Raw genomic sequence first — 21,333 nt, forward strand, 5'->3', positions numbered from 1 at the left:
GCATTACTCAGCAGCGGGTTTACAGTTTGAGTAAACGTAGCTCTCATTTTTGTTTCGCAACACGTAGCTCTCTTTCAGCTTAACAAAGGTGACATCCTTCACTTTTGCCGCCATAGCCGTCTCCCCGTCGTCCATTTTCAGAGGCTGAAGCTCCGGGCTGGTGACTCTTTTCTCTCCGTCGGTTGAGAAAGTGAAGCTGTTACCTTCATCCGTTACAGCGGAATGGGTGTTAACGATGGAAACTTTCGGCTGCTGGCCTGGTGATTCAACGCTGTGCGTCAGGCTGCAAGTTAGCGACTGAGCCGCAGAAGCTGACAGTGAAACAGCGGAAAAAATCGTGATAAGAAGTGCATTTCTTGTACGCATAGGCCTCCCTTAAAGTCTCTGTTAAGGGTAGCAGAGGTTAGCCCCCGACTGACCACCGGATAATTCCGAGAGCGGTCAGCAGGCCGGGGACCCGGTATCCAGGCTCTGACTAGTGGCCCGGCATCCAGGCCCCGCTGGCGATGAACCAAACCAGCAACGCGATGCCCGCAACGCCGACTACCGCCGGGAAGATATAGCCAATTTTCATGCTTTCCTCGTCAACCTCTCAGGGCGGGATTACCAGGGATAATGGCCCCCGGTCATCACCATAAACAGAGCAAAAAAAACCACAATAACCAGTAATGCAGGTATCAGTAAATGTTTCACTGTCACCCCCAGTTTCACGTTTTATTTGTTCAGCCACGTGCCGCCGGAATGCGCCCGTCGCCACAGAAAAAACGAGGTGATAATAGCACAAACGGCGCGCTGCGACCCAAAGCAGATGAGGAGTTGTTCGGTAGGGACGCAGTAGCGGGTGTCAGAAACGAGAGAGGCCGCCCATGGGCGACCTCTGTAATACTGTCCCCACCCGGCGCTTATCTCCGGCACTCTTAATGGCTTAGCTCTTGAAGGGGGCGAAGAGGAGTATCCCGCAAACGCCAGGACCATTCTTAGCGATTATTGCTATTGTTATTATAAACAGACTAATTATTTAAGCGTTAGCACCGGGAACTCTCTAATAAACATCGGTATTATTGCGATTTTATCATTCCGCACTTAAGCTCAATGCCACAGGTTAGGCTGAGAATGGCGCAAGGAGAGTCTTATGTCCGATGAAGAGAGAATCAAAAATTTAGAGGAAACGGTACACCGACTGCGAGTCGAAACCACGGTGCTTAAGGAGATTCTGGGGCAGCAAATTGCGCTGAATAATCTTAACTACAAGGGCAAATTTGACGATGTTCTTGAGGCGCTGGCAAAAGAATATGCAGAGCGGGAAACGGGAGAAGTTGATAATCGCCAAATCCACGACGCTATTCGTGAGTACATCAAATATCAGGCGCCTTCCGTAGAGTAAGAGAAATAAAAAAAGGCCTGCGTCCGGCAGCTTGCCGAACCCAGGCCCTGTTTATCGCTCTCTCTTTACTCTATAGAGTAAAGAGAGGGACCTGACCATTACGCGCTATTACAGCGCCATATCGTGTTGAGCAACAGGTTTTTCCTGCGCTTTGGTCTCAGTCTTCACCGGCTTGCCAGCCTGCATCTCAATAACCGGCGGTTTGGTCAACTGCAGCGCAGCGGCGGTCTCATCCCAGACCTTCTGCGTCAGCGCCACGTTTCCGTTCAGCGTCTGGCCATAGCTTGGAACAATAGTGCGGATCTTGCTCTGCCACTCAGGAGAATTGAACTGCTCCGGGAAGAGTTTTTTCATCACGTTGATAGAGATAGGTGCCGCAGTAGAAGCCCCTGGTGAAGCGCCAAGCAGCGCCGCCAGCGTTTTCTGCTGGTCGGTGACAATCTCGGTGCCCAACTTCAACACGCCACCCTTGTCCGCATCTTTTTTGATGATCTGTACTCGCTGACCAGCCTGAATCAGTTTCCAGTCCTCTTTACGGGCTGAAGGGTAGTACTCTTTCAGCGCGGCAAAGCGGTCATCATCGCTCAACATAACCTGACCGATCAGATATTTCACCAGGTCGAAGTTGTCCAGCCCCACATCAGTCATTGGGATAACGTTTTTGGTGGTGGTTGTGCTCAGCAGATCCAGGAAAGAACCCTGCTTCAGGAACTTGGTAGAGAAGGTAGCGAACGGCCCAAACAGCACCACACGCTTGCCATCCAGGAAGCGTGCATCCAGATGGGGAACGGACATCGGCGGTGCGCCGACGGAAGCCTGGCCGTAAACTTTCTCCGCATGCAGACGGGTAATTTCCGGGTTTTCAGTCACCAGGAACGAACCGCCAACCGGGAAGCCGGCATAGTTATCCGCTTCCGGAATACCGGTTTTCTGCAGCAGCTTCAGCGCCCCGCCGCCTGCGCCGATAAAGACATATTTCGCATCGACCGCGTGAGTTTCACCGCTTTTTACGTCTTTAACCGTGACGTGCCAGGAGTTATCAGCGTTACGGGCGAAGTCAGTGGCTTCGGTGGAAGTTTCGAGCGTGAAGTTATCATTTTTCTTCAGGCTGCCAATCAGCTGACGGGTAATTTCACCGTAGTTAACGTCGGTGCCTGCTGCCGTCCAGGTAGCGGCTACTTTCTGCTGCGGATCGCGACCTTCAATAATCAGCGGCGCCCACTTTTTAATCTGGTTCTGATCGGTAGAGAATTGCATTCCCTGGAACAGGGTGGTTTCCTGCAGCGCTTTATAACGTCTGGTCAGGAAATCCACATTCTTATCGCCCCAGACAAAACTCATGTGCGGCGTGGAGTTGATAAATGAGTGAGGGTTTTGCAGCACGCCGCGCTGAACCTGGCTGGTCCAGAACTGACGGGAGATCATAAACGCTTCGTTGATTTCCAGCGCTTTGCTGTAGTCAATAGAGCCATCCGGGCGCTCAGGCGTGTAGTTTAACTCCATGTTCGCAGAGTGGCCTGTTCCGGCATTGTTCCAGCCGTTAGAGGACTCCAGCGCGACGCCATCAAGTTTTTCAACCATCACCTGTTTCCACTCTGGCTGAAGCTCTTCCAGCAGCGTGCCGAGCGAGGCGCTCATGATACCGCCGCCAATCAGCAGCACATCAGTTTTTTCAGCAGGCGCTTCAGCCTGAACGTTGGCGCAGACCAGCAGGGCCAGAAGAGAGACTACGGGAAGGGCTTTTTTTGTCTGTGACATTTTGGCAACTTACTTAAGCAATAAATGAAAAAAATTAGTCATTTATTTTAACCAAATCATTAACAAATCACAGACGCATTTAGTTACAGATATATTTCTTTAGTTACTTTAATGAAATTACAAATAAAAACAGTGACTTAAATTATTTACCCACTTCTCCCCTGCCATTTGAGATAAGTAAATGCCTGCTCTTAAAATGTGAGTGAAATAAAAGCGTCTTTTGCAGGGTTATATATCTTTTTAACCGTGTAAACATTCAGCCACCATTCAGCACCAGCTTTCAGAGAGCGTCCCGGGCAGCAACCGGCGGCTTGTCAGCGCCGGAAGAGAGAGGAAAGGCGATCCAGATGCCTCAGGGCGACCCCGGATATTTTTTGCGCAGTAAAGCTAGCGGCACTGGCCGGTCACGCTGTCGGTGCCGTTGGGGCAGACGTCGCCAGAGGGCAGTAAGGTGACTAAACCCGATGCGCAGCCTGACAGGATCAGACAGGTGAACAACATCATGATGATTTTCATAAATACCTTTTTAAAAACGGAGTTCTGAGGGGCTGGTCAGCGTGCTGGCAAGGTGCATCTTTGCCTGACACCGGCCTTTTTAGCCCACCAGACATTTATAAGGGGGTTTTGCCAGAAGATCCTTATTTATTGCATTAATCCGCCCTGTTTAAACGCTTGTGGTCAATAAGAGACCAAAAAACCCTGGTTTGTGAAGGCGATCACGCTCGTATTGTTATTGCTTTGTTAAAGTCAGCCCAGGTTACGAATGAAAGTTAATATATTTCGTTCGAAACATAGTTACTCAACCTGGAGGTGTGGTTATGGACGGTACATTTACTTCCGCGAAGCTGCCTGCGGATCACAAGGCGAATATTCGCCTGATGAAGCAGCAGCTGCGTGAGCAGATCGGTGATGTCGAAGGGCTGTTTGAGCAGGTTAAAGCCAAAGTTTTGCGGGCTATTGCTGACGCCAAAGCTGAGGAGGCAGAAACGGGAACCGCCTGGCCGGTGGTTAACTGGAGTGATATTGCCAGTAAAAAGGTCTCAGCAGAGCAAATTGCCGCCATTCATCGCCGTGGCTGTTTAGTGGTGCGGCAAAACTTTGACCGGCAACAGGCGCTTAACTGGGATCGGTCAATGCTGGACTATCTGGATCTGAATGACTTTGACCGCCAGTATCGCGGGCCGGGTGACGCCTTTTTTGGCAGCCTTCAGGCTTCCAGACCGGAAATCTTCCCCATTTACTGGTCAGCAGCGCAGATGGAAGCACGGCAGAGTGAAAAGATGGCTGCTACCCAATCTTTTCTGAACAGGCTGTGGAAGTTTGAAGCTGGCGGCATTCGCTGGTTTGACCCCGATATTAATATCCTTTATCCGGACCGCATTCGCCGCCGCCCGCCGGGAACCACCTCATCAGGGCTGGGTGCACATACCGATTCCGGCGCGCTTGAGCGCTGGCTTTTACCAGCTTATCAGAAAGTCTTTCGTAAAATTTTCACTAATCAGTTCGATGATTACGATCCCTGGGACGCTTCTTACCGCCCTGACGTTAACGAATATGATGTGGATAACACCACTAAATGCTCGGCGTTCAGAACTTTTCAGGGCTGGACAGCGCTTTCCGATATGCAGAGTGGTCAGGGCCTGCTGCACGTTCTCCCCGTACCGGAAGCGATGGCCTGGATCCTGTTGCGCCCCTTACTGAATGACGTACCGGAAGATGAGCTTTGTGGCGTAGAGCCGGGCAAAGTTTTGCCGATTTCAGAAAAGTGGCACCCTGAATTAATGGCCGGATTATGTTCAATCCCCTCTCTTCAGGCGGGTGACTCCGTTTGGTGGCACTGTGATGTCATCCATTCGGTCGCGCCGGTGAAAGATCAGCAAGGGTGGGGAAATGTGATGTATATCCCTGCGGCTCCGCTTTGCCCTAAAAATGTCGCTTACGCAGAGAAGGTTGCACAGGCTTTTGCAGAGGGACTCTCTCCTGGCGATTTCCCTCGTGAAAATTATGAGCAGGCGTGGCAAAACCGCTTTATGCCCGCTGACCTCAATGCTATTGGCCGCAAAAGCTTAGGGCTGGAAGGTTAGCAGGCATCGCCCGACGCAGTAGATCCCGGTCGGGCAAGCTGCCAGAGGAGCGGGTTTTCCCGTATGCACAACGTTGGCAGGCAAACTGCCAGCGCATCAGGTTCTCTGATAAACTGAGCAGGTTATTCTTACAGGTCTTATTGCCGCAATGATGAACAGTCGCCATGAAAAGATAATTCAGCTGGTTAACGAAAGAGGCAGCGTCAGCGTCAGTGAACTCTCTCAGCTTACGGGCGTGTCCGAAGTTACCGTCCGGCAGGATCTCAATACCCTGGAGCGCGGTGATTTTTTACGGCGCGTGCATGGCTCCGCTGTTGCCCCTGAGAGTGAAGATGTCAATTTCCGGATGCGCACCCGCTACAAAATCAAGCAGGCATTAGCCGACTATGCGGCTTCGCTTATTAGCGAGGGCGAAGCGCTCTTTATTGAAGGCGGCAGCACTAATGCCCTTCTCGCCCGCACGCTTGCCTCCCGCAAAGATTTAACCATTATCACCGTCAGTCACGCTATCGCCCATCTGCTACGCGACTCAGAGTGCGAAGTGATTATTCTGGGCGGCCAGTATCAAAAGAGCAGCGAATCTGTGGTAGGGCCGCTGACGCGTTATTGCCTGCAGCAGCTCAATTTTCATAAGGCATTTATCGGCGTGGATGGCTGGCATAAAGAGACCGGGTTTACCGGACGCAACATGCTGCGCTGTGATGTGGTGAATGCCGTGATGGCAAAAAGTACGCACACTATTGCCCTGACCGACTCCTCAAAATTTGGTGTGATCCACGCTTATCCCCTTTCACCGGAACAGAGATTCGATCAGGTGATCACCGACGAGGGATTGCCAGCAGCGATCCGGGAAGAGCTGAAGCTTGAAAACATACCTCTGACGCTGGTTCCGCTCAACGAGCAGCAGTAAGCCTGTTTGAGAAAAGAGAGACTTTTAAAAGAAGACGCACAAGAGGTAACAGGCGCAGTGGACGACTTCGTTCACAACGCTATGTGGCAGGAAACTTGTTACGGTGGATTTATTGTTGATCAGTGAAGCGTGTTATCGCCCCCCTGCTTTTTCTTCACTTCAGGCTGTCTGTTAATTAACGTGCTGTTTTTACGCACTTCCCGGACTGCCTCAAGGCACGCCTTACGTCTGGTATTATCAGATTCACTCGCCGCCATCTGCATCAATTGCCTGATCAGGCTTTCATTACTCAGGGGACGCTGATCGGCGAAAAGGGCAATCACTGCCTCGCCCAGTACGACATCCCTGAGCTGTCGGATCTCGTCATTACTCATAAAACTGTCTCAGGATAAAAATATAAAATACCCTCAGGTCGGGGTCTTATTCAGGTGTTTATCAATTTCCTGCTGTCGATTCATGCTGTACAGACCTGCCTGTCAGCAGGAAATTGATCGCCTGGCCAGATTACTTTTCCCGGCCAAACAGCAGGCTGATCAGTTCCTTGTGGTGTTTTTCCTGATCGGGGGTCGTCGATTCCGATAAACGCGCCAGTAATTTGGTGCAGATTGAAGGCCTGTTTACCGCCATTCCTCCCTGAAGAATCTCCATCACCACCTGGCCCAGCGTTTGCTCAAGAGAAGCGTATTCCCCCTCATTCACGCTGAAATCGTTAGCTGAATCAGAGCTGAGTTCCGCGTTAAACCTGTTGTGATGCATGACCGGATCCTTTTTATCAGATTAATTAACATTTAAAAGGAATAGGAATTTTTTGTACAGCTTCCAAAAACCTGTACAAAATATTAAAAAATATTGCTGAAATTTTAGCATTTAGTGCTGTCTGGTTACCATTTTGTTACTTTTTAGACCTAGCTTTAGATCAGGCTTATTTTAGCTCTTACATAAGGAGTCGCAGTGGACACTGAACTGAAACAAGCAGCAGAAAAAGCAGGTGAACTCCTGCTTAAAGCAGAGTGCAAAGTCGCTACCGCAGAATCCTGCACCGCAGGATTAGTGGGCATGTCTCTGGGTGGCGCCGCGAACAGCGGCGAGTATTTCACCAGCGGTTTTATTACTTATACCGATCACGCCAAACAGAAGTTACTGGGCGTTAATGCAGAGACGCTGGCCATTCACACCGCCGTCAGCGAAGCGGTGGTCAGAGAGATGGTTAAAGGGGCTGTAGCGGTTTCCGGCGAAGCGGTCAGCCTGGCGGTTAGTGGCTACGCCGGACCGGAGGGCGGAGAGGATGGGACGCCAGCAGGCACGATCTGGTTCGCCTGGCACCTCCCCAGTGAACAGGTCCACGCTGAGGTGCGCCATTTTGACGGTGACCCGGAAAAAGTGGTCAAAGAAGCCGCCCTTTTCTCTCTGCAGAGGCTCACTACCCTGCTCTCCGAAGATTCTTCTTTAGCGCAGTAACACGCCATGCAGTAGCGCTATTTCATCTTCCCTTTTCTGCAACCTACAGAGGTTCAGGGAGGGGAGAAGAGATTTGCACAATTCTGAAACTCTTTTCTATGCTTTATAAACCAAACAAGCCGCACAGAAGGAGTAAACGATGAGCAGCAAGAATGGCATCCCCGCCTCACTGAACCAAACCGATGCAGATCGTTTCCCTGCACCGCCGTTTGAACGTCAAAAACAGCCTTTCCCGGGCCTTGCCTGTAAACTGGTGCCGCGTCCCGATCACGGCGAAACCTCTTATAAGGGAAGCGATCGCCTTGCGGGTCGAAAAGCGCTGATTACCGGGGGAGATTCGGGTATTGGCCGCGCAGCGGCTATTGCTTACGCCCGGGAAGGGGCGGACGTCGCTATAAATTATCTGCCTGCGGAAGAAGAAGACGCCCGCGAAGTCATTGAACTTATTCGCGCAGCCGGGCGCAAAGCGGTGGCTATTCCCGGTGATATCAGGGACGAAGCCTTTTGCCAGCAGCTGGTCAAACAGGCCACAACGGAATTAGGCGGCCTTGATATTCTGGTGAACAATGCGGGTCGTCAGCAGTTCCGGGAGTCGATCCGCGATCTGACCACCGAAGATTTCGACGCCACCTTTAAAACCAACGTCTATGCCATGTTCTGGATAACCAAAGCGGCGCTGGACTATCTGCCGCGCGGGGCCTCGATTATCAATACCTCCTCCGTGCAGGCTTATCAGCCAAGCGACACTCTGCTGGACTATGCTCAGACCAAAGCAGCGATTGCAGCCTTCACCAAATCTCTGGCCAAACAGCTTGGTCCGGAGGGCATCCGGGTAAATGCGGTAGCACCGGGACCTTACTGGACGGTACTGCAAGCCTGCGGCGGACAGCCACAAGAGAAACTTGAGCAGTTTGGCGGCTCCGCGCCGCTGGGCCGTCCGGGTCAACCGGCAGAAATTGCGCCGCTCTATGTCACGCTGGCCTCGACGGAAAGCAGCTACAGCTCCGGCCAGGTCTGGTGTTCCGATGGCGGAACCGGCACGCTTTAATCACGCCCTTTCTGCGGCTCTCTTCGGGGAGCCTCAGGTGTAGCCGTAACGGTTACCTCTCCTTCCCCGCTGTTGTTTTTTGGGCAGGTGGTTGCTGGCAGTCACCTCCCGTGAGTGCCTCCCTCCTCTCTGCCGGAAGGTTTTGTTTGCCACAGGAAGCCACTCTGCATGGTTTCCCCCTTACTCTGGAGCACACCTAATGAAAGCCTTAACCTATCACGGACCGCATAAAGTCAGCGTGGACACCATGCCTGACCCGACGATTGAAGCCTCTGACGATATTATTCTGCGGGTGACCGCTACGGCGATTTGTGGCTCCGACCTGCACCTGTATCGCGGGAAGATCCCCGGCACCGGGCACGGTGATATTTTCGGCCATGAATTTATGGGCGAAGTTGTCGAAACCGGCAGAGACGTGACCGCCGTGGCCAAAGGAGACCGGGTGGTTATTCCTTTTGTGATCGCCTGCGGCGACTGTTTTTTCTGCCACCTGCATCAGTATGCAGCCTGCGAAAATACCAATAGCGGTGGCGGCGCCACGCTTAACCGGAAAAAAATTACCCCTCCTGCCGCCCTGTTTGGCTACAGCAAACTTTATGGCGGAATACCAGGCGGGCAGGCTGAATATGTTCGGGTTCCCAAGGCCAATACCGGTCCGTTCAAAGTTCCCGATTCGCTACCGGATGAAAAAGTGCTGTTCCTCTCCGACATCCTGCCTACGGCCTGGCAGGCAGTGAAAAATGCGGAGATCAAACAGGGTTCCAGCGTGGCAATTTATGGCGCAGGCCCGGTAGGATTGCTCAGTGCAGCCTGCGCACGGCTGGCCGGAGCCGAGCAGATATTCATGATCGATCACAATGATTACCGTCTCGCCTTTGCCCGTGAACGCTATGGCGTTATCCCGCTGAATTTTGATGAGAATGATGACCCGGCGGCGTGGATTATTGAAAACAGCGCGGGCCATCGCGGCGTGGATGCGGTCATTGATGCCGTTGGGTTTGAGGCCAAAGGCAGCCTTACCGAAACGGTGTTAAGCAATCTGAAAATTGAAGGCAGCAGCGGCAAAGTGTTACGTCAGTGTATCGCTGCCGTCCGGCGTGGCGGCATCGTCAGCGTGCCTGGCGTCTATGCCGGTTTCATCCATGGCTTTATGTTCGGGGACGCCTTTGACAAAGGGTTAACCTTCAAAATGGGGCAAACGCACGTTCACGCCTTCCTGCCTGAACTGCTGACGCTGATTGAAAAAGGGCACCTGACGCCGGAAGAGATCGTCACCCACCATCTTCCTCTTGAGGAGGCGGCGCGCGGTTACAAGATCTTTGAAAAGCGCGAAGAGGAGTGTCGTAAGGTGATTCTGGTGCCGGGCATGCATACCAGCGCAGCGACTTTGTGAGCAGCTGACAGAAGATGATGCGGGAGGAAAAAATCGACGGCGCGGCTCGGTTATTAACATCAGGTTACAACTCTGCGCCGTTTAATTTTTTAGCTGTGTAAAGAATCGCTCATCTTTAATAATCGGTGGTCCGATAAAAGCTCCTGCATCAAGGGCTTCCCGTAAGAAGAGGCCAAAGCGGAAAAAAATTTGAATATCTCACTTGCAAGGCCTCTCACCTTTGCTAGATTTAATAACGCAAGACGTTCACTGTCTTTAGAAATATGAGACCGTTTTTCTAAGGATATTTTCAGTGGAAACCTTAATCACGAAGAGGAATATTTATGACTCAGCATCGTGGCAATTCAGGTAACTTCGCAGAAGATCGTGAGAAAGCATCAGAAGCTGGCAAAAAAGGCGGACAGAGCAGCAGCGGCAGTTTCAAAAATGACCGCGAAAAAGCGTCCGATGCCGGCAAAAAAGGTGGGCAGAACAGCAAACGTAGCTGACCACTAAGGCGAGGGAACGCCTGTCGGGCGCTGTTTAACCCGAACGCAGCCCGCCATTACTTTACAGGTAATGGCGGGCTTTGTTTTGTCTGGCCCTGACCGGGACGAGAGAGGAAAACAGGCAAAACAAATATTTAACAATAATGCCATTTTTACGGACAAATAGATGTACAGCGCCCAATCTCGCTGTACAAAATTTTCGAATTCATTACGTTACACACTTTGATTTCTGGCGTTTATATGCCACAAACTTATGACCAGGAATAATCCTAATATTATTTAGGCCTTAATACTTTCCCCACACTCTATATTTAGCGTCTATTCTTTAGCTGTAGTCACCCACAGCGTAGCGCTGGGTTTTAAATTATTAACTCTGTATTGGAATGGAGATCAAAATGACAATTAAAACTCTGGAAGACTTGTTTATCCACGATTTATCAGACGTCTACAGCGCGGAAAAACAGATAACTCGTGCTCTGCCTAAAATGGCACGCGCTGCTACTGATGAAAAACTGGTTGCTGCTTTCAAACAGCATCTTGAAGAAACCCAGGGCCAAATTGAACGCCTCGATCAGCTGGTGGAAATCACCGACGGCGTGAAAATCAAACGAATGAAATGCCATGCCCTGGAAGGCCTGGTGGAAGAGGCGCAGGAGATCATTGATTCTGTTGAAGCCGGTCCCGTGCGTGATGCAGGTCTGATTGGGGCGGCGCAGAAAGTAGAACACTACGAAATCGCCACCTACGGCACCCTGTACGCGCTGGCTTCCAAGCTGGGCTACAAAGAGGCCGCCAATTTGCTGGCTGAGACGCTGAAGGAAGAGAAAGCGACGGATGAGAAACTCACCGTTATCGCTGAAAGCCAGGCTTAAGAGAGGAGTTCAACATGACACACGAAGAGAACTATCTGACGTGGGTAAAAGATGCTCACGCCATGGAAAAACAGGCAGAAAGCATGCTGGAAAAGATGGCTTCACGCCTGGAGCATTATCCCGATCTGCGCTCCCGTATCGAGCAGCACATTGAAGAGACCCGTCAGCAGCAGACGCTGGTGCAGTCGGTTATCGATCGCTATGACACCTCCAGCTCAACGCTGAAAGATACCATGGGCAAAGTAGCCGCCTTTGGTCAGGCGATGGGCGGCATGATGGCCGATGACGAAGTAGTCAAAGGTGCTATCAGCGGTTATGTCTTCGAGAATCTGGAAATCGCCAGCTATACCTCGCTGATTGCGGCGGCAGAGCTGGTTGGTGACCATGAAGGCGCGCGTATTTTTGAACAAATTCGCGAGCAGGAAGTGGCAATGGCCGACTGGTCACTGAAGCATCTTCCGGACGTCACGGAACAGTTTATGGTGCGTTCAGCCGCACCCGGTGTGGAAGCAAAAAAATAATCCGCAGCACCAGCGGACGGCCTGCCCTGACGCAGGCCGAATTGATGATTAAACAACCGGAGTGAGCCATGTTCAGACATGTAAAACAATTGCAGTACACCGTACGCGTTGCGGGTCCCAATCCGGGCCTTGCGAACCTTTTACTTGAGCAGTTTGGCGGACCTCAGGGTGAACTGGCAGCAGCCTGCCGTTATTTCACCCAGGGGCTGGGCGATGATGATCCAGGGCGTAAAGATATGCTGATGGATATCGCAACCGAAGAGCTGAGCCACCTTGAAATTATTGGCTCGCTGGTCGGCATGCTGAATAAAGGGGCTAAAGGCGATCTGGCGGAAGGCACCGAAGAAGAAGGTGAACTTTACCGCTCGATTAGCGGCAAAGGTAACGACAGCCACCTGACTCAGCTGCTGTACGGCGGTGGTCCACCGCTGACCAATTCAGCTGGTGTTCCGTGGACAGCCGCCTATATCGATACCATCGGCGAAGTCACGGCTGACCTGCGTTCCAACATCGCTGCGGAAGCACGCGCAAAAATTCTGTACGAGCGTCTGATCAATATGACGGACGATCCGGGCGTTAAAGATGCCCTGGGCTTCCTGATGACGCGTGAAGTGGCGCACCAGATGTCGTTTGAAAAAGCACTCTACTCTATCCGCAACAATTTCCCACCGGGTAAATTGCCGCCGATTGAGCAGTATTCCAACGTGTACTACAACATGTCGGAAGGTGGAGAAGTTCGCGGTAGCTGGAACTCCGATGAAAACTTCAACTACGTGGCCAACCCTACTCCAGCAGTAGATGGCGGCGACGGCAGCGCAAGCGTGATGCTTCCTGCAGAGCAGAAGGCTAATCTGGACAGTATGGCCACCCGTACCGCTTCCGATCCTTCTATCAATCCAGTTACCGGTTCCGATCTCGGTTCCGTAGCGCCGATTGAAAACAAAACGCAGTCCGATACTAAACCTAAGTAAGCACTACTTTTGTTTAAAAGGCGGCCAGCTCTGGCCGCCCTCTTCTGAGATGACTATGTTAAAACTGCTAAAAAACCTCTTCAACAGTCCTGAACAGCTGCTGAGCGTGATGTCGCGTGGCGATATGCAGGAGGCTAAAGATGACAAAGATCGCATCCTGATCGATGAAGATGGCAACGCTGCCGTAAATCTTGAAAGCCCCGAAGTCCATGAAGATTTTGCCCGCCATGTTATGACCCTGCAAAGGGTGAAAATGATCCCTCCGCTAAAATCTGCAAAATCCGATCGTTAGGCTAAGGTTCTAAAGGAATAATAAATTTCTTAAAGGGAATCCTATGCTTCGCCACGTCTGCCTGCTTCTGAGCCTCTGCGCTTTCCCCTTTATTACTTCTGCCAGCACCTTTGTTATGGGTCAGCATCTCCCTCTGGCGGTGATTATTGATGATGGCGTGATCCACTACACTGATGGGAAGTTCAGCTATCAGCCCTGGAACAGTGCGACGCTCACCGGAAAAGTCCGGGTGTTGCTGCATCTGGCAGGCCGCCTCTCGGCAAAAGAGGAGAATGCGGCGCTGACGGAGAGACTGGAGGCGGCAAATTTGCCCAGGGAGCGCTTTCAAACCACCCTTATCGTCAATACTCAGGACGCTATCCCCGGCAGCAGTCTGTTTGTTCGCGCCAGCCTGAAATCGAGTAAAAAGCAGTCGCCGTGGTCACAGTTCATTATTGATAACTCAGGCGAAGCACGACGCACATGGCAGTTAAAGGAAGGGGGGTCGGCCGTGGTGGTATTAGATAAATCAGGGAATATTCGTTTTTATAAAGAGGGTGCCCTGTCCCCTCTGGAAGTGAACCACGTCATCTCCCTGCTCACTACTTTGCTCTCCTGACGCGCTGATTCGTTTTTGCCTGACCGGCACTGAATTGCCTTTTTTTGGCGTGGAATCAGTACAGAAGCGCAATAGTATTCTAGCCTTAGCACTGAGCAACATACTTTTTCCTGATATGGCCATTAATTAAGCACCGGCTTTGACCTTTTTTTGATGCTAATAAGAGTGACCATGAGCTTAACCGCAGAAAAATCTTTTTATTCTGACAGCGAACTGCTGGCAATGCGTGAGGCAGTCAACCTTCGCCTGGATAGCCTGCTGCCTTTAGCGGGGGATCGCGTCAGCGCTGCCATGCGTGAAGGCACGTTAACACCCGGCAAACGCATTCGTCCCCTGCTGCTGCTGCTGGTGGCCCGCGATTTGGGTTGCGCACGGGCGCATTCCGGGCTGCTGGATCTCGCCTGCGCCGTGGAGATGATCCACGCCGCCTCGCTGATGCTGGATGATATTCCCTGCATGGACAATGCCCAGACGCGCCGTGGCCGACAGACTATTCATTTGCAGTTCGGCCAGGATGTGGCCATTCTGGCTGCCGTAGCGCTGCTGAGTAAAGCCTTTGGCACGGTGGCCTCTGCGGAAGGGCTCTCTGCCAGCTGCAAAGCTCAGGCGGTGGCGGAACTTTCAGCCGCAGTGGGGCTTCAGGGGTTGGTTCAGGGGCAATATCAGGATCTGAGCGAGGGGGCAACCCAGCGTTCCGGGGAGGCGATAACGCGCACTAACGATCTCAAAACCAGCGTGCTTTTTGAGGCTTCCCTGCAGCTGGCCGCTCTGGCGGCCGACGTCTCGCCTGCCGTTTCCCAGCAGCTTCGTTATATCGCCCGCGAACTGGGCCAGGCTTTTCAGCTTCTTGACGATCTCTCCGACTGCCATGACGGCACGGGAAAAGATATTAATCAGGATGTGGGCAAATCCACGCTGGTCGCTTTGCTGGGCGTGGAAGAGGTTCATCAGCGCCTGCAAACGCATCTTGAGAATGCCGACCACTATTTTGACGGCGTTTGTCACCACGGTCAGGCAACCCGGCACTTCATGCACAGCTGGTTCAACCAGCAGCTGGCCGCGTTCCGTTAATGCCAGCCAGACCCTACAGGATTTTTTCACCGGAGAGTCAATGAAGAACGCGGAACTGATCCAGCGAAAAAATGATCACCTGGATATAGTATTAAACCCAGCGCAGGCAGTCAGTCAGATTGCCACCGGCTTTGCACAGTGGCGCTTTTCACACTGTGCAATGCCGGAGCTTGATTTCAACGCTGTTGATATCAGCACCTCACTGTTCGGAAAAGCGCTTAAGGCGCCGCTGATGATCAGCTCCATGACTGGAGGTGCCCGGCGCGCGCAGGCTATCAATCTGCATCTCGCGGCCACCGCTCAGGCACTGGGCCTGGCAATGGGCGTGGGATCGCAGCGTGTCGCCCTGGAGAGTAAAGAGGATTATGGCCTCAACAGAAAGCTACGCGACGTGGCTCCCGATATCCCTTTGCTGGCGAATCTGGGAGCAGCGCAAATCAGTGGCCCGCAAGGCCTTGATTATGCCCGCCGGGCGGTAGAGATGATCGACGCGGATGCGCTGATTGTGCATCTCAATCCCCTGCAGGAAGTGCTGCAAACGGATGGCGACCGCGACTGGCGCGGGGTTCTGGCCGCTCTGGGTGAGCTGGTCAACAAACTGGCCGTTCCCGTTGTGGTCAAGGAAGTGGGGGCAGGAATTTCACCTGCGGTAGCGCTGCGGCTTGCTGAAGCAGGCGTGGCGATGATTGATGTGGCGGGCGCGGGCGGCACCAGCTGGGCGGCGGTGGAAGGGGAGCGCGCGCGGGATCCCCGCCAGCGTGCCGTTGCCATGGCTTTTGCCAACTGGGGGATCCCCACTTCTCAGGCGCTTATCGACGTGCGCAAAGCGCTGCCCGGGATGCCCGTTGTCGCTTCCGGCGGCATTCGCGACGGCATCGATGTCGCCAAAGCTCTGCGTCTGGGGGCTGATTTTGTTGGCCTGGCGGCGGCGATATTACCCAGCGCTACCCTCTCCAGCGAGGCGCTGAATGACGCTTTCCTCACGCTTATCGATCAGCTTAAAACGGTCTGCTTTTGCACCGGCAGCGCCGATCTCAACGCGCTGCGCCAGGCTGAGATTTTCTACACGGGAGGCGCAGCATGAGTCACTATGCCGTTATTTCTCCCCCTTTTTACAGCCACCTTCAGGCGCTGGAGGCGTTGGCTCAGGAATTAATGGTGCGTGGCCACAAGGTAACCTTTATCCAGCAGGCTGGAACCATGCCCTGGTTAGGCGAAAAAGGCCCCGCGCTCTATACGCTTAAAACGGATCCACTGCCTGAGGAGACGCTCGCCCGGACGCTTCACCTGGCCTCTCATCCGGGTGGCATGGCGGTGCTGACGCTGATTGAAGATATGGCCCGCCACACGGATATGCTGTGCGAAGCGTTGCCTGCGGTGCTGAATGAGCTGGCGGTAGATGGCTTAATTGTCGATCAAATGGAGCCTGCGGGAGGGCTGGTAGCGGAAGCGCTGGGGCTGCCCTTTATCTCCGTTGCCTGTGCGTTGCCGGTTAACCGGGAGTCGGGCCTGCCGCTGCCGGTGATGCCGTTTAATTACGCCACCAGCCGCAGAAGCCAGAAGATCTATCACTCCAGCCAGCGCGTCTATGACTGGATGATGCGTAGTCACAACAAAGTGATTAATCGTCAGGCCCGCCGTTTTGGTCTCCCTTCCCGCGAAGGATTGCATGAGTGCCTCTCTTCGCTGGCGCAGATCAGCCAGACCATTCCGGCGCTCGATTTTCCCCGTAAGGCGCCGCCAGAAAACTTCTATACTGTCGGCCCGCTGCGCAAAAAAGCCTCCGCTTCCGCCAGCCAGTTCTGGCCCGCCTCTGCGGATCGCCCTTTTGTCTTTGCCTCGCTCGGTACGCTGCAGGGACACCGCTTCAGGTTGTTCAAAACTATCGCTAAAGCGTGCCGCAGCCTGGATGCCCAGTTGCTGATTGCTCATTGCGGCGGGCTGAACAGCGCGCAAGGCGAACAGCTGCAGCAGGCAGGGGCAACCTGGGTAACCGACTTTGCCGATCAACCCGCCGTGCTGCAACAGGCGCAGGCGGTGATCACCCACGGCGGGCTGAACACGGTGGCCGATGCGGTCAGCACCCGAACCCCGATTATCACGGTTCCGCTGGCGTTCGATCAGCCCGGCGTGGCCGCTCGCGTGGCCTGGAGCGGCATTGGCCGCCGGGTCTCCCGCTTTTGCACCAGCGACACGCTGGCGGAGAATCTGCGTAAAGTGCTGGATGATGAAAGTTATCAACAGCGACTATCGGCGATGCAAAAGCAGCTGGCCGCGGCGGGCGGCGCCGCCAGAGCCGCTGAGATTGCCAGCCAGGCGCTCAGCCCGATCACAGAGGCTACGTTTTGAAAAAATGGGACGTCATTCTCGCCGGTGGAGGACTGGCAAACGGACTGATCGCCTGGCGCCTGCTGCAGCGTCAGCCGACTTTATCGATTCTGATGCTGGAGGCGGGCCAGCAGGCAGGCGGTAATCACACCTGGTCATTTCATCAGAGCGATCTCACACCCGAGCAGCTTGCGTGGCTGCTGCCGCTGGTCGCCCATCGCTGGGAAGGCTACGAGGTCGCTTTTCCTGAGCTGAACCGCACTCTGCCCGGCGGCTATCTGACTCTCACCTCGGACCATTTTGCCGTGATGATGAGCCAGGCGCTGGGTGAAAACCTGCGCCTTAACAGCCACATTGTTGACCTTACGCCTGAGCACGTTGTGCTGGACGACGGGCAGACGTTTTATGCCCGCACGGTAATTGATGGCCGGGGCTATCAGCCGAATCCTGCCATGCAGATTGGCTATCAATCCTTTCTTGGCCAGCAGTGGCAGCTTAAGCAGCCGCATGGCCTGAAGTGCCCGATCCTGATGGACGCCACCGTGGATCAGCTAAACGGCTACCGTTTTGTCTATACCCTGCCGCTGACGCCCGACACGTTACTGATTGAGGATACGCACTATATCGACAGTAAAGCGTTTGATGTCGATGAAGGGCGCAAACGCATTCAGCACTATGCCGCAGATAAAGGGTGGGTGCTGCAGACGTTGCAGCGTGAAGAGCAGGGTAACCTGCCAATCACGCTGGCCGGTAAGCCGGAGAGCGTCTGGCAACACGATCGGCGGCAGCCCTGCAGCGGCCTGCGCGCCCTGCTTTTCCATCCCACCACCGGCTATTCACTGCCGCTGGCGGTAGCGCTGGCAGACCTGATCGCCAGCCAGCCGGTGCTGGAAAGCGGCGCGCTGTACGAGACGATCAAAACCTTTGCGCTGCAGCAGTGGCAGCAGCAGCGCTTTTTTCGCCTGCTGAACCGCATGCTTTTTCTGGCCGGTTCACCGGCACGGCGGTGGCAGGTGATGCAGCGTTTTTATCGTCTTGATCAGGGACTCATTGCCCGCTTTTATGCGGGAAAACCCACCTGCTTTGATATGGCTCGCGTGCTCACGGGAAAACCACCGGTTCCGGTTGGTGAAGCGTTGAGCGCCGTGCTGAAGAAAACACCCCGTTTGCGAGCTTTTTAATGAATAAAACGATTGTTATGGGTGCCGGTTTTGGCGGCCTGGCTTTAGCCATCAGATTACAGGCAGCCGGCATTCCCACGCTGTTGCTGGAAGCACGGGATAAACCCGGCGGGCGCGCTTACGTTTATCAGGATCAGGGCTTCACCTTTGACGCCGGTCCCACGGTGATCACTGACCCGACGGCTATTGAAGAGCTGTTCAGCCTGTGCGGTAAACAGCTCGCTGATTATGTAGAGCTGATGCCGGTCACGCCCTTCTATCGGCTCTGCTGGGAGTCGGGCAAGGTGCTGGATTATGATAATGATCAGGCGAAACTCGAAGCGCAGATAGCCCGCTTTAATCCGGCCGATGTGGAAGGCTACCGGCGTTTCCTGAGCTACTCGCAGGCGGTGTTCAGAGAGGGGTATCTTAAGCTGGGCACGGTGCCGTTCCTCTCGTTCCGCGATATGATCAAAGCTGGCCCACAGCTGGCCCGCCTGCAGGCGTGGCGCAGCGTCTACAGCATGGTGGCTTCCTTTATTGAAGAAGATCACCTGCGGCAGGCTTTTTCTTTCCATTCGCTGCTGGTGGGTGGCAATCCGTTCGCCACTTCTGCCATCTATACGCTTATCCATGCGCTGGAGCGTGAATGGGGCGTCTGGTTTCCGCGCGGCGGCACCGGCGCGCTGGTGCAGGGCATGGTAAAACTGTTTGAGGATATGGGCGGCGAAATTCAGCTCAACGCCCGGGTCACCAGACTGGCAGCCAGCGGGAATAAGATCACCGGCGTGGAGCTTGCGGATGGCCGTACCCTTCCCGCTGCGGCGGTGGCTTCAAATGGTGATGTGGTAAACACCTATGCAAAATTGCTTGGTCATACCCCGCAGGGGAAAAGCCGGGCCGGGGCGCTAAAAGGTAAGCGGATGAGCAACTCGTTGTTTGTGCTCTACTTCGGCCTCAATCACGCCCATAACCAGCTGGCGCACCACACGGTCTGCTTCGGCGCACGCTACAAAGAGCTGATCAGCGATATTTTCAACAGCGATATGCTCTCTGAAGATTTCTCACTCTACCTTCATGCTCCCTGCGTGACGGATCCCTCTCTTGCGCCTCCGGGCTGCGGAAGCTACTACGTCCTGGCGCCGGTTCCCCATCTGGGTACGGCAGATATTGACTGGGAGGTGGAGGGCCCGCGGCTGCGTGACCGTATTTTTGACTATCTTGAAGAGCGCTATATGCCTGGTCTGCGGTCGCAGCTGGTTACCCAGCGCATGTTCACCCCCTTCGACTTCCGCGATGAGCTGGATGCCCATCACGGCTCTGCGTTTTCGATAGAGCCCATCCTGACGCAGAGTGCCTGGTTCCGTCCGCACAACCGCGACAGCCATTTTGAGAATCTCTATCTGGTTGGCGCGGGCACCCATCCCGGCGCGGGCGTACCCGGCGTGATTGGATCGGCAAAAGCGACGGCCAGCCTGATGCTGGAGGATGCAGCACGATGAACCAGCAGTTAATGACCCATGCCACGGAAACCATTGAGGCAGGCTCTAAAAGTTTCGCCACCGCTGCCAGACTGTTTGATCCGCAAACCCGTCGCGGTGCACTGATGCTCTACGCCTGGTGCCGCCATTGCGACGACGTGATTGACGGTCAGGCACTGGGATTTGCCGTCCCTACGTCCACGGAGGACCAGCGCTTCCCCGCTCCGGCATCGGTAACCACGCCGGAGCTGCGTTTGCAGGAGCTCCGTCAGCAGACCGCGCGGGCTTTTGAGGGCGCTCCGATGAGCGAGCCAGCCTTCGCCGCTTTTCAGGAGGTCGCGCTGGCACAGGAAATTCCGGCGCGGCTGGCGTTTGATCATCTCGAAGGTTATGCCATGGACGTGCGTGAAGAGACCTATCTCACCTTTGACGACACCCTGCGCTACTGTTATCACGTGGCGGGTGTGGTGGGGTTGATGATGGCGCAGGTAATGGGCGTACGTGATGAGGCTGTGCTGGATCGTGCCTGCGATCTGGGACTGGCGTTTCAGTTAACCAATATCGCCAGGGATATTGTGGAGGATGCCCAGGTTGGGCGCTGCTACGTTCCTCTGGCGTGGCTGGCGGCAGAAAATCTGACGCTGGATAATTACGTTGAACCGTCGCAGCGCAGCGCTCTGGCCCGCGTGGCTCAACGATTGATTGAGGAAGCGGAACCCTATTATCACTCTGCGCAGGCGGGCCTGCACGGGCTTCCGCTGCGTTCAGCCTGGGCGATTGCTACTGCGCGCGGCGTTTACCGGGAAATTGGGGTGAAAATCAGAAACGCCGGAAAAGATGCCTGGCAACAGCGCCAGGGCACCAGCAAGGCGGAAAAAATCAGCTTGCTGATCGCTGGTGCTGGTCAGGCTATCGCTTCGCGCCGGGCTAAGGCCTCCTCTCGTCCTGCGGATCTGTGGCAGCGTCCTCGTTAAACGATTTTGTATGCCGCTGACGAAGCGTCTGCTGGAGCTTAGACAGCGGCGGCGCATAGAGAAAACCAAAAGAGACGCACTCCTCTTTGCCACGCACGGCGTGGTGCAGCTTGTGGGCCATGTATAATCTTTTCAGATAGCCTTTGCGCGGAATATAGCGGAAGGGCCAACGCTGATGAACCAGCCCGTCATGCACGATAAAGTAGAGCGCGCCATAGGCCGTCATCCCTGCGCCAATCCACTGCAGCGGCCAGTACCCGATGCTGCCCAGCCAGATCAGCACCACCGCCAGTACCGCAAAGAGCACAGCATAGAGATCGTTCAGCTCCAGCCCGCCTTCATGCGGTTTATGGTGCGAGTGATGCCAGCCCCACCCCCAGCCGTGCATGATATATTTGTGAGAAACGGTAGCGACAATCTCCATGATGATAATGGTGACGACGACAATCAAAACGTTGCACAGCAGAAGCATAATTCTCTCGCAGATATTTCACATGCCTAAAGCGTAATGCATTCATCTGCGCCTGACAGGATTACTGGCA

25 protein-coding genes are annotated in these 21,333 nt (G+C 54.1%); 18 read left to right on the forward strand and 7 right to left on the reverse strand.

The window, feature by feature from the left end:
• Positions 1-3 precede the first annotated feature (3 nt).
• Together Q3V30_RS15700 and Q3V30_RS15705 are read right to left on the reverse strand one after the other, a co-directional pair.
• Positions 4-366 carry a hypothetical protein gene (locus Q3V30_RS15700; protein ID WP_306207223.1) on the reverse strand — a complete coding sequence of 121 codons (363 nt, stop codon included), beginning with the start codon at positions 364-366 and terminating at the stop codon, positions 4-6.
• Positions 367-475: 109 nt separating this feature from the next.
• Complete coding sequence (locus Q3V30_RS15705; RefSeq protein WP_306207225.1) at positions 476-574, reverse strand: YoaK family small membrane protein; 99 nt, start codon at positions 572-574, stop codon at positions 476-478.
• A 558-nt stretch (positions 575-1,132) separates the two neighbouring features.
• On the opposite strand from Q3V30_RS15705, the gene Q3V30_RS15710 reads away from it, so the two are divergent.
• Positions 1,133-1,384, forward strand: a complete 252-nt coding sequence (locus Q3V30_RS15710; RefSeq protein ID WP_306207226.1) for a hypothetical protein — start codon at positions 1,133-1,135, stop codon at positions 1,382-1,384.
• A 108-nt stretch (positions 1,385-1,492) separates the two neighbouring features.
• Here Q3V30_RS15710 and mqo read toward each other — a convergent pair whose 3' ends face one another.
• A complete protein-coding gene (mqo, locus tag Q3V30_RS15715; RefSeq protein WP_306207228.1) occupies positions 1,493-3,142 on the reverse strand; it encodes a malate dehydrogenase (quinone) in 1,650 nt (549 codons plus the stop codon).
• 387 nt (positions 3,143-3,529) lie between these two features.
• Complete coding sequence (locus tag Q3V30_RS15720; RefSeq protein WP_306207230.1) at positions 3,530-3,658, reverse strand: hypothetical protein; 129 nt, start codon at positions 3,656-3,658, stop codon at positions 3,530-3,532.
• 302 nt (positions 3,659-3,960) lie between these two features.
• Between Q3V30_RS15720 and Q3V30_RS15725 the strand changes: the two genes are divergently transcribed.
• Both Q3V30_RS15725 and Q3V30_RS15730 read left to right on the forward strand, forming a co-directional pair.
• Positions 3,961-5,226, forward strand: coding sequence for a DUF1479 domain-containing protein (locus Q3V30_RS15725; RefSeq protein WP_306207232.1), 1,266 nt, complete (start codon positions 3,961-3,963; stop codon positions 5,224-5,226).
• Positions 5,227-5,377: 151 nt separating this feature from the next.
• Complete coding sequence (locus Q3V30_RS15730; RefSeq protein WP_306213226.1) at positions 5,378-6,136, forward strand: DeoR/GlpR family DNA-binding transcription regulator; 759 nt, start codon at positions 5,378-5,380, stop codon at positions 6,134-6,136.
• 119 nt (positions 6,137-6,255) lie between these two features.
• Here Q3V30_RS15730 and Q3V30_RS15735 read toward each other — a convergent pair whose 3' ends face one another.
• Positions 6,256-6,510, reverse strand: a complete 255-nt coding sequence (locus Q3V30_RS15735; RefSeq protein ID WP_306207234.1) for a hypothetical protein — start codon at positions 6,508-6,510, stop codon at positions 6,256-6,258.
• Between the two features lie 130 nt (positions 6,511-6,640).
• On the reverse strand, positions 6,641-6,892 hold the full coding sequence (locus Q3V30_RS15740; protein ID WP_306207236.1) for a biofilm development regulator YmgB/AriR family protein: 252 nt from the start codon (positions 6,890-6,892) through the stop codon (positions 6,641-6,643).
• A gap of 195 nt (positions 6,893-7,087) precedes the next feature.
• Here Q3V30_RS15740 and Q3V30_RS15745 point away from each other — a divergent pair, with 195 nt between their 5' ends.
• The 15 genes from Q3V30_RS15745 to crtB all read left to right on the forward strand — a co-directional run bounded on the left by Q3V30_RS15745 (position 7,088) and on the right by crtB (position 20,791).
• Complete coding sequence (locus tag Q3V30_RS15745) at positions 7,088-7,594, forward strand: CinA family protein (RefSeq protein ID WP_306207238.1); 507 nt, start codon at positions 7,088-7,090, stop codon at positions 7,592-7,594.
• A 139-nt stretch (positions 7,595-7,733) separates the two neighbouring features.
• Positions 7,734-8,642: an SDR family oxidoreductase gene (locus tag Q3V30_RS15750; protein WP_306207241.1), complete on the forward strand. Its 909-nt coding sequence runs from the start codon at positions 7,734-7,736 to the stop codon at positions 8,640-8,642.
• A gap of 199 nt (positions 8,643-8,841) precedes the next feature.
• On the forward strand, positions 8,842-10,035 hold the full coding sequence (locus tag Q3V30_RS15755; protein ID WP_306207242.1) for a zinc-dependent alcohol dehydrogenase: 1,194 nt from the start codon (positions 8,842-8,844) through the stop codon (positions 10,033-10,035).
• Between the two features lie 323 nt (positions 10,036-10,358).
• Entirely contained in the window at positions 10,359-10,523 is a 165-nt protein-coding gene (locus Q3V30_RS15760) for a con-10 family general stress protein (RefSeq protein ID WP_306207244.1), read from the forward strand.
• Between the two features lie 395 nt (positions 10,524-10,918).
• Positions 10,919-11,395, forward strand: coding sequence for a YciE/YciF ferroxidase family protein (locus Q3V30_RS15765; RefSeq protein WP_306207246.1), 477 nt, complete (start codon positions 10,919-10,921; stop codon positions 11,393-11,395).
• Between the two features lie 14 nt (positions 11,396-11,409).
• Positions 11,410-11,916: a ferritin-like domain-containing protein gene (locus tag Q3V30_RS15770; RefSeq protein WP_306207248.1), complete on the forward strand. Its 507-nt coding sequence runs from the start codon at positions 11,410-11,412 to the stop codon at positions 11,914-11,916.
• A gap of 68 nt (positions 11,917-11,984) precedes the next feature.
• Positions 11,985-12,887 (forward strand): manganese catalase family protein, encoded by a 903-nt coding sequence (locus Q3V30_RS15775; protein WP_306207250.1) that lies wholly within the window; start codon positions 11,985-11,987, stop codon positions 12,885-12,887.
• A 55-nt stretch (positions 12,888-12,942) separates the two neighbouring features.
• The gene (locus tag Q3V30_RS15780; RefSeq protein ID WP_306207252.1) at positions 12,943-13,179 is read left to right on the forward strand and encodes a hypothetical protein; all 237 of its coding nucleotides are present in this window, start codon (positions 12,943-12,945) and stop codon (positions 13,177-13,179) included.
• A gap of 43 nt (positions 13,180-13,222) precedes the next feature.
• Positions 13,223-13,777 carry a YtfJ family protein gene (locus tag Q3V30_RS15785; RefSeq protein ID WP_306207254.1) on the forward strand — a complete coding sequence of 185 codons (555 nt, stop codon included), beginning with the start codon at positions 13,223-13,225 and terminating at the stop codon, positions 13,775-13,777.
• A 171-nt stretch (positions 13,778-13,948) separates the two neighbouring features.
• Positions 13,949-14,848, forward strand: coding sequence for a polyprenyl synthetase family protein (locus Q3V30_RS15790; RefSeq protein WP_306207256.1), 900 nt, complete (start codon positions 13,949-13,951; stop codon positions 14,846-14,848).
• 40 nt (positions 14,849-14,888) lie between these two features.
• Complete coding sequence (gene fni / locus Q3V30_RS15795; protein WP_306207258.1) at positions 14,889-15,932, forward strand: type 2 isopentenyl-diphosphate Delta-isomerase; 1,044 nt, start codon at positions 14,889-14,891, stop codon at positions 15,930-15,932.
• Complete coding sequence (locus Q3V30_RS15800) at positions 15,929-17,197, forward strand: glycosyltransferase (protein ID WP_306207260.1); 1,269 nt, start codon at positions 15,929-15,931, stop codon at positions 17,195-17,197. The genes fni and Q3V30_RS15800 overlap by 4 nt, the downstream gene beginning before the upstream one ends.
• A complete protein-coding gene (crtY, locus tag Q3V30_RS15805; protein WP_306207262.1) occupies positions 17,194-18,357 on the forward strand; it encodes a lycopene beta-cyclase CrtY in 1,164 nt (387 codons plus the stop codon). The genes Q3V30_RS15800 and crtY overlap by 4 nt, the downstream gene beginning before the upstream one ends.
• A complete protein-coding gene (locus tag Q3V30_RS15810) occupies positions 18,357-19,838 on the forward strand; it encodes a phytoene desaturase (protein ID WP_306207264.1) in 1,482 nt (493 codons plus the stop codon). The genes crtY and Q3V30_RS15810 overlap by 1 nt, the downstream gene beginning before the upstream one ends.
• A complete protein-coding gene (crtB, locus tag Q3V30_RS15815) occupies positions 19,835-20,791 on the forward strand; it encodes a 15-cis-phytoene synthase CrtB (RefSeq protein ID WP_306207266.1) in 957 nt (318 codons plus the stop codon). Before Q3V30_RS15810 ends, crtB begins: the two co-directional genes overlap by 4 nt.
• On the opposite strand, the gene Q3V30_RS15820 is transcribed toward crtB, so the two are convergent.
• Positions 20,745-21,263 (reverse strand): sterol desaturase family protein, encoded by a 519-nt coding sequence (locus Q3V30_RS15820; protein ID WP_306207267.1) that lies wholly within the window; start codon positions 21,261-21,263, stop codon positions 20,745-20,747. The two genes, crtB and Q3V30_RS15820, sit on opposite strands and share 47 nt — an antisense overlap.
• Positions 21,264-21,333: the final 70 nt, after the last annotated feature.

This window comes from Erwinia pyri (assembly GCF_030758455.1).
In the GTDB taxonomy this organism is placed as follows: domain Bacteria; phylum Pseudomonadota; class Gammaproteobacteria; order Enterobacterales; family Enterobacteriaceae; genus Erwinia; species Erwinia pyri.

What these genes read in the sequence shown, in the direction of transcription:
- Q3V30_RS15700 (WP_306207223.1), bottom strand. Translation starts at nt 366, where the DNA reads ATGCGTACAAGAAATGCACTTCTTATCACGATTTTTTCCGCTGTTTCA.
- Q3V30_RS15705 (WP_306207225.1), bottom strand. Translation starts at nt 574, where the DNA reads ATGAAAATTGGCTATATCTTCCCGGCGGTAGTCGGCGTTGCGGGCATC.
- Q3V30_RS15710 (WP_306207226.1), top strand. Translation starts at nt 1,133, where the DNA reads ATGTCCGATGAAGAGAGAATCAAAAATTTAGAGGAAACGGTACACCGA.
- mqo (WP_306207228.1), bottom strand. Translation starts at nt 3,142, where the DNA reads ATGTCACAGACAAAAAAAGCCCTTCCCGTAGTCTCTCTTCTGGCCCTG.
- Q3V30_RS15720 (WP_306207230.1), bottom strand. Translation starts at nt 3,658, where the DNA reads ATGAAAATCATCATGATGTTGTTCACCTGTCTGATCCTGTCAGGCTGC.
- Q3V30_RS15725 (WP_306207232.1), top strand. Translation starts at nt 3,961, where the DNA reads ATGGACGGTACATTTACTTCCGCGAAGCTGCCTGCGGATCACAAGGCG.
- Q3V30_RS15730 (WP_306213226.1), top strand. Translation starts at nt 5,378, where the DNA reads ATGAACAGTCGCCATGAAAAGATAATTCAGCTGGTTAACGAAAGAGGC.
- Q3V30_RS15735 (WP_306207234.1), bottom strand. Translation starts at nt 6,510, where the DNA reads ATGAGTAATGACGAGATCCGACAGCTCAGGGATGTCGTACTGGGCGAG.
- Q3V30_RS15740 (WP_306207236.1), bottom strand. Translation starts at nt 6,892, where the DNA reads ATGCATCACAACAGGTTTAACGCGGAACTCAGCTCTGATTCAGCTAAC.
- Q3V30_RS15750 (WP_306207241.1), top strand. Translation starts at nt 7,734, where the DNA reads ATGAGCAGCAAGAATGGCATCCCCGCCTCACTGAACCAAACCGATGCA.
- Q3V30_RS15755 (WP_306207242.1), top strand. Translation starts at nt 8,842, where the DNA reads ATGAAAGCCTTAACCTATCACGGACCGCATAAAGTCAGCGTGGACACC.
- Q3V30_RS15760 (WP_306207244.1), top strand. Translation starts at nt 10,359, where the DNA reads ATGACTCAGCATCGTGGCAATTCAGGTAACTTCGCAGAAGATCGTGAG.
- Q3V30_RS15765 (WP_306207246.1), top strand. Translation starts at nt 10,919, where the DNA reads ATGACAATTAAAACTCTGGAAGACTTGTTTATCCACGATTTATCAGAC.
- Q3V30_RS15770 (WP_306207248.1), top strand. Translation starts at nt 11,410, where the DNA reads ATGACACACGAAGAGAACTATCTGACGTGGGTAAAAGATGCTCACGCC.
- Q3V30_RS15775 (WP_306207250.1), top strand. Translation starts at nt 11,985, where the DNA reads ATGTTCAGACATGTAAAACAATTGCAGTACACCGTACGCGTTGCGGGT.
- Q3V30_RS15780 (WP_306207252.1), top strand. Translation starts at nt 12,943, where the DNA reads ATGTTAAAACTGCTAAAAAACCTCTTCAACAGTCCTGAACAGCTGCTG.
- Q3V30_RS15785 (WP_306207254.1), top strand. Translation starts at nt 13,223, where the DNA reads ATGCTTCGCCACGTCTGCCTGCTTCTGAGCCTCTGCGCTTTCCCCTTT.
- Q3V30_RS15790 (WP_306207256.1), top strand. Translation starts at nt 13,949, where the DNA reads ATGAGCTTAACCGCAGAAAAATCTTTTTATTCTGACAGCGAACTGCTG.
- fni (WP_306207258.1), top strand. Translation starts at nt 14,889, where the DNA reads ATGAAGAACGCGGAACTGATCCAGCGAAAAAATGATCACCTGGATATA.
- Q3V30_RS15800 (WP_306207260.1), top strand. Translation starts at nt 15,929, where the DNA reads ATGAGTCACTATGCCGTTATTTCTCCCCCTTTTTACAGCCACCTTCAG.
- Q3V30_RS15810 (WP_306207264.1), top strand. Translation starts at nt 18,357, where the DNA reads ATGAATAAAACGATTGTTATGGGTGCCGGTTTTGGCGGCCTGGCTTTA.
- crtB (WP_306207266.1), top strand. Translation starts at nt 19,835, where the DNA reads ATGAACCAGCAGTTAATGACCCATGCCACGGAAACCATTGAGGCAGGC.
- Q3V30_RS15820 (WP_306207267.1), bottom strand. Translation starts at nt 21,263, where the DNA reads ATGCTTCTGCTGTGCAACGTTTTGATTGTCGTCGTCACCATTATCATC.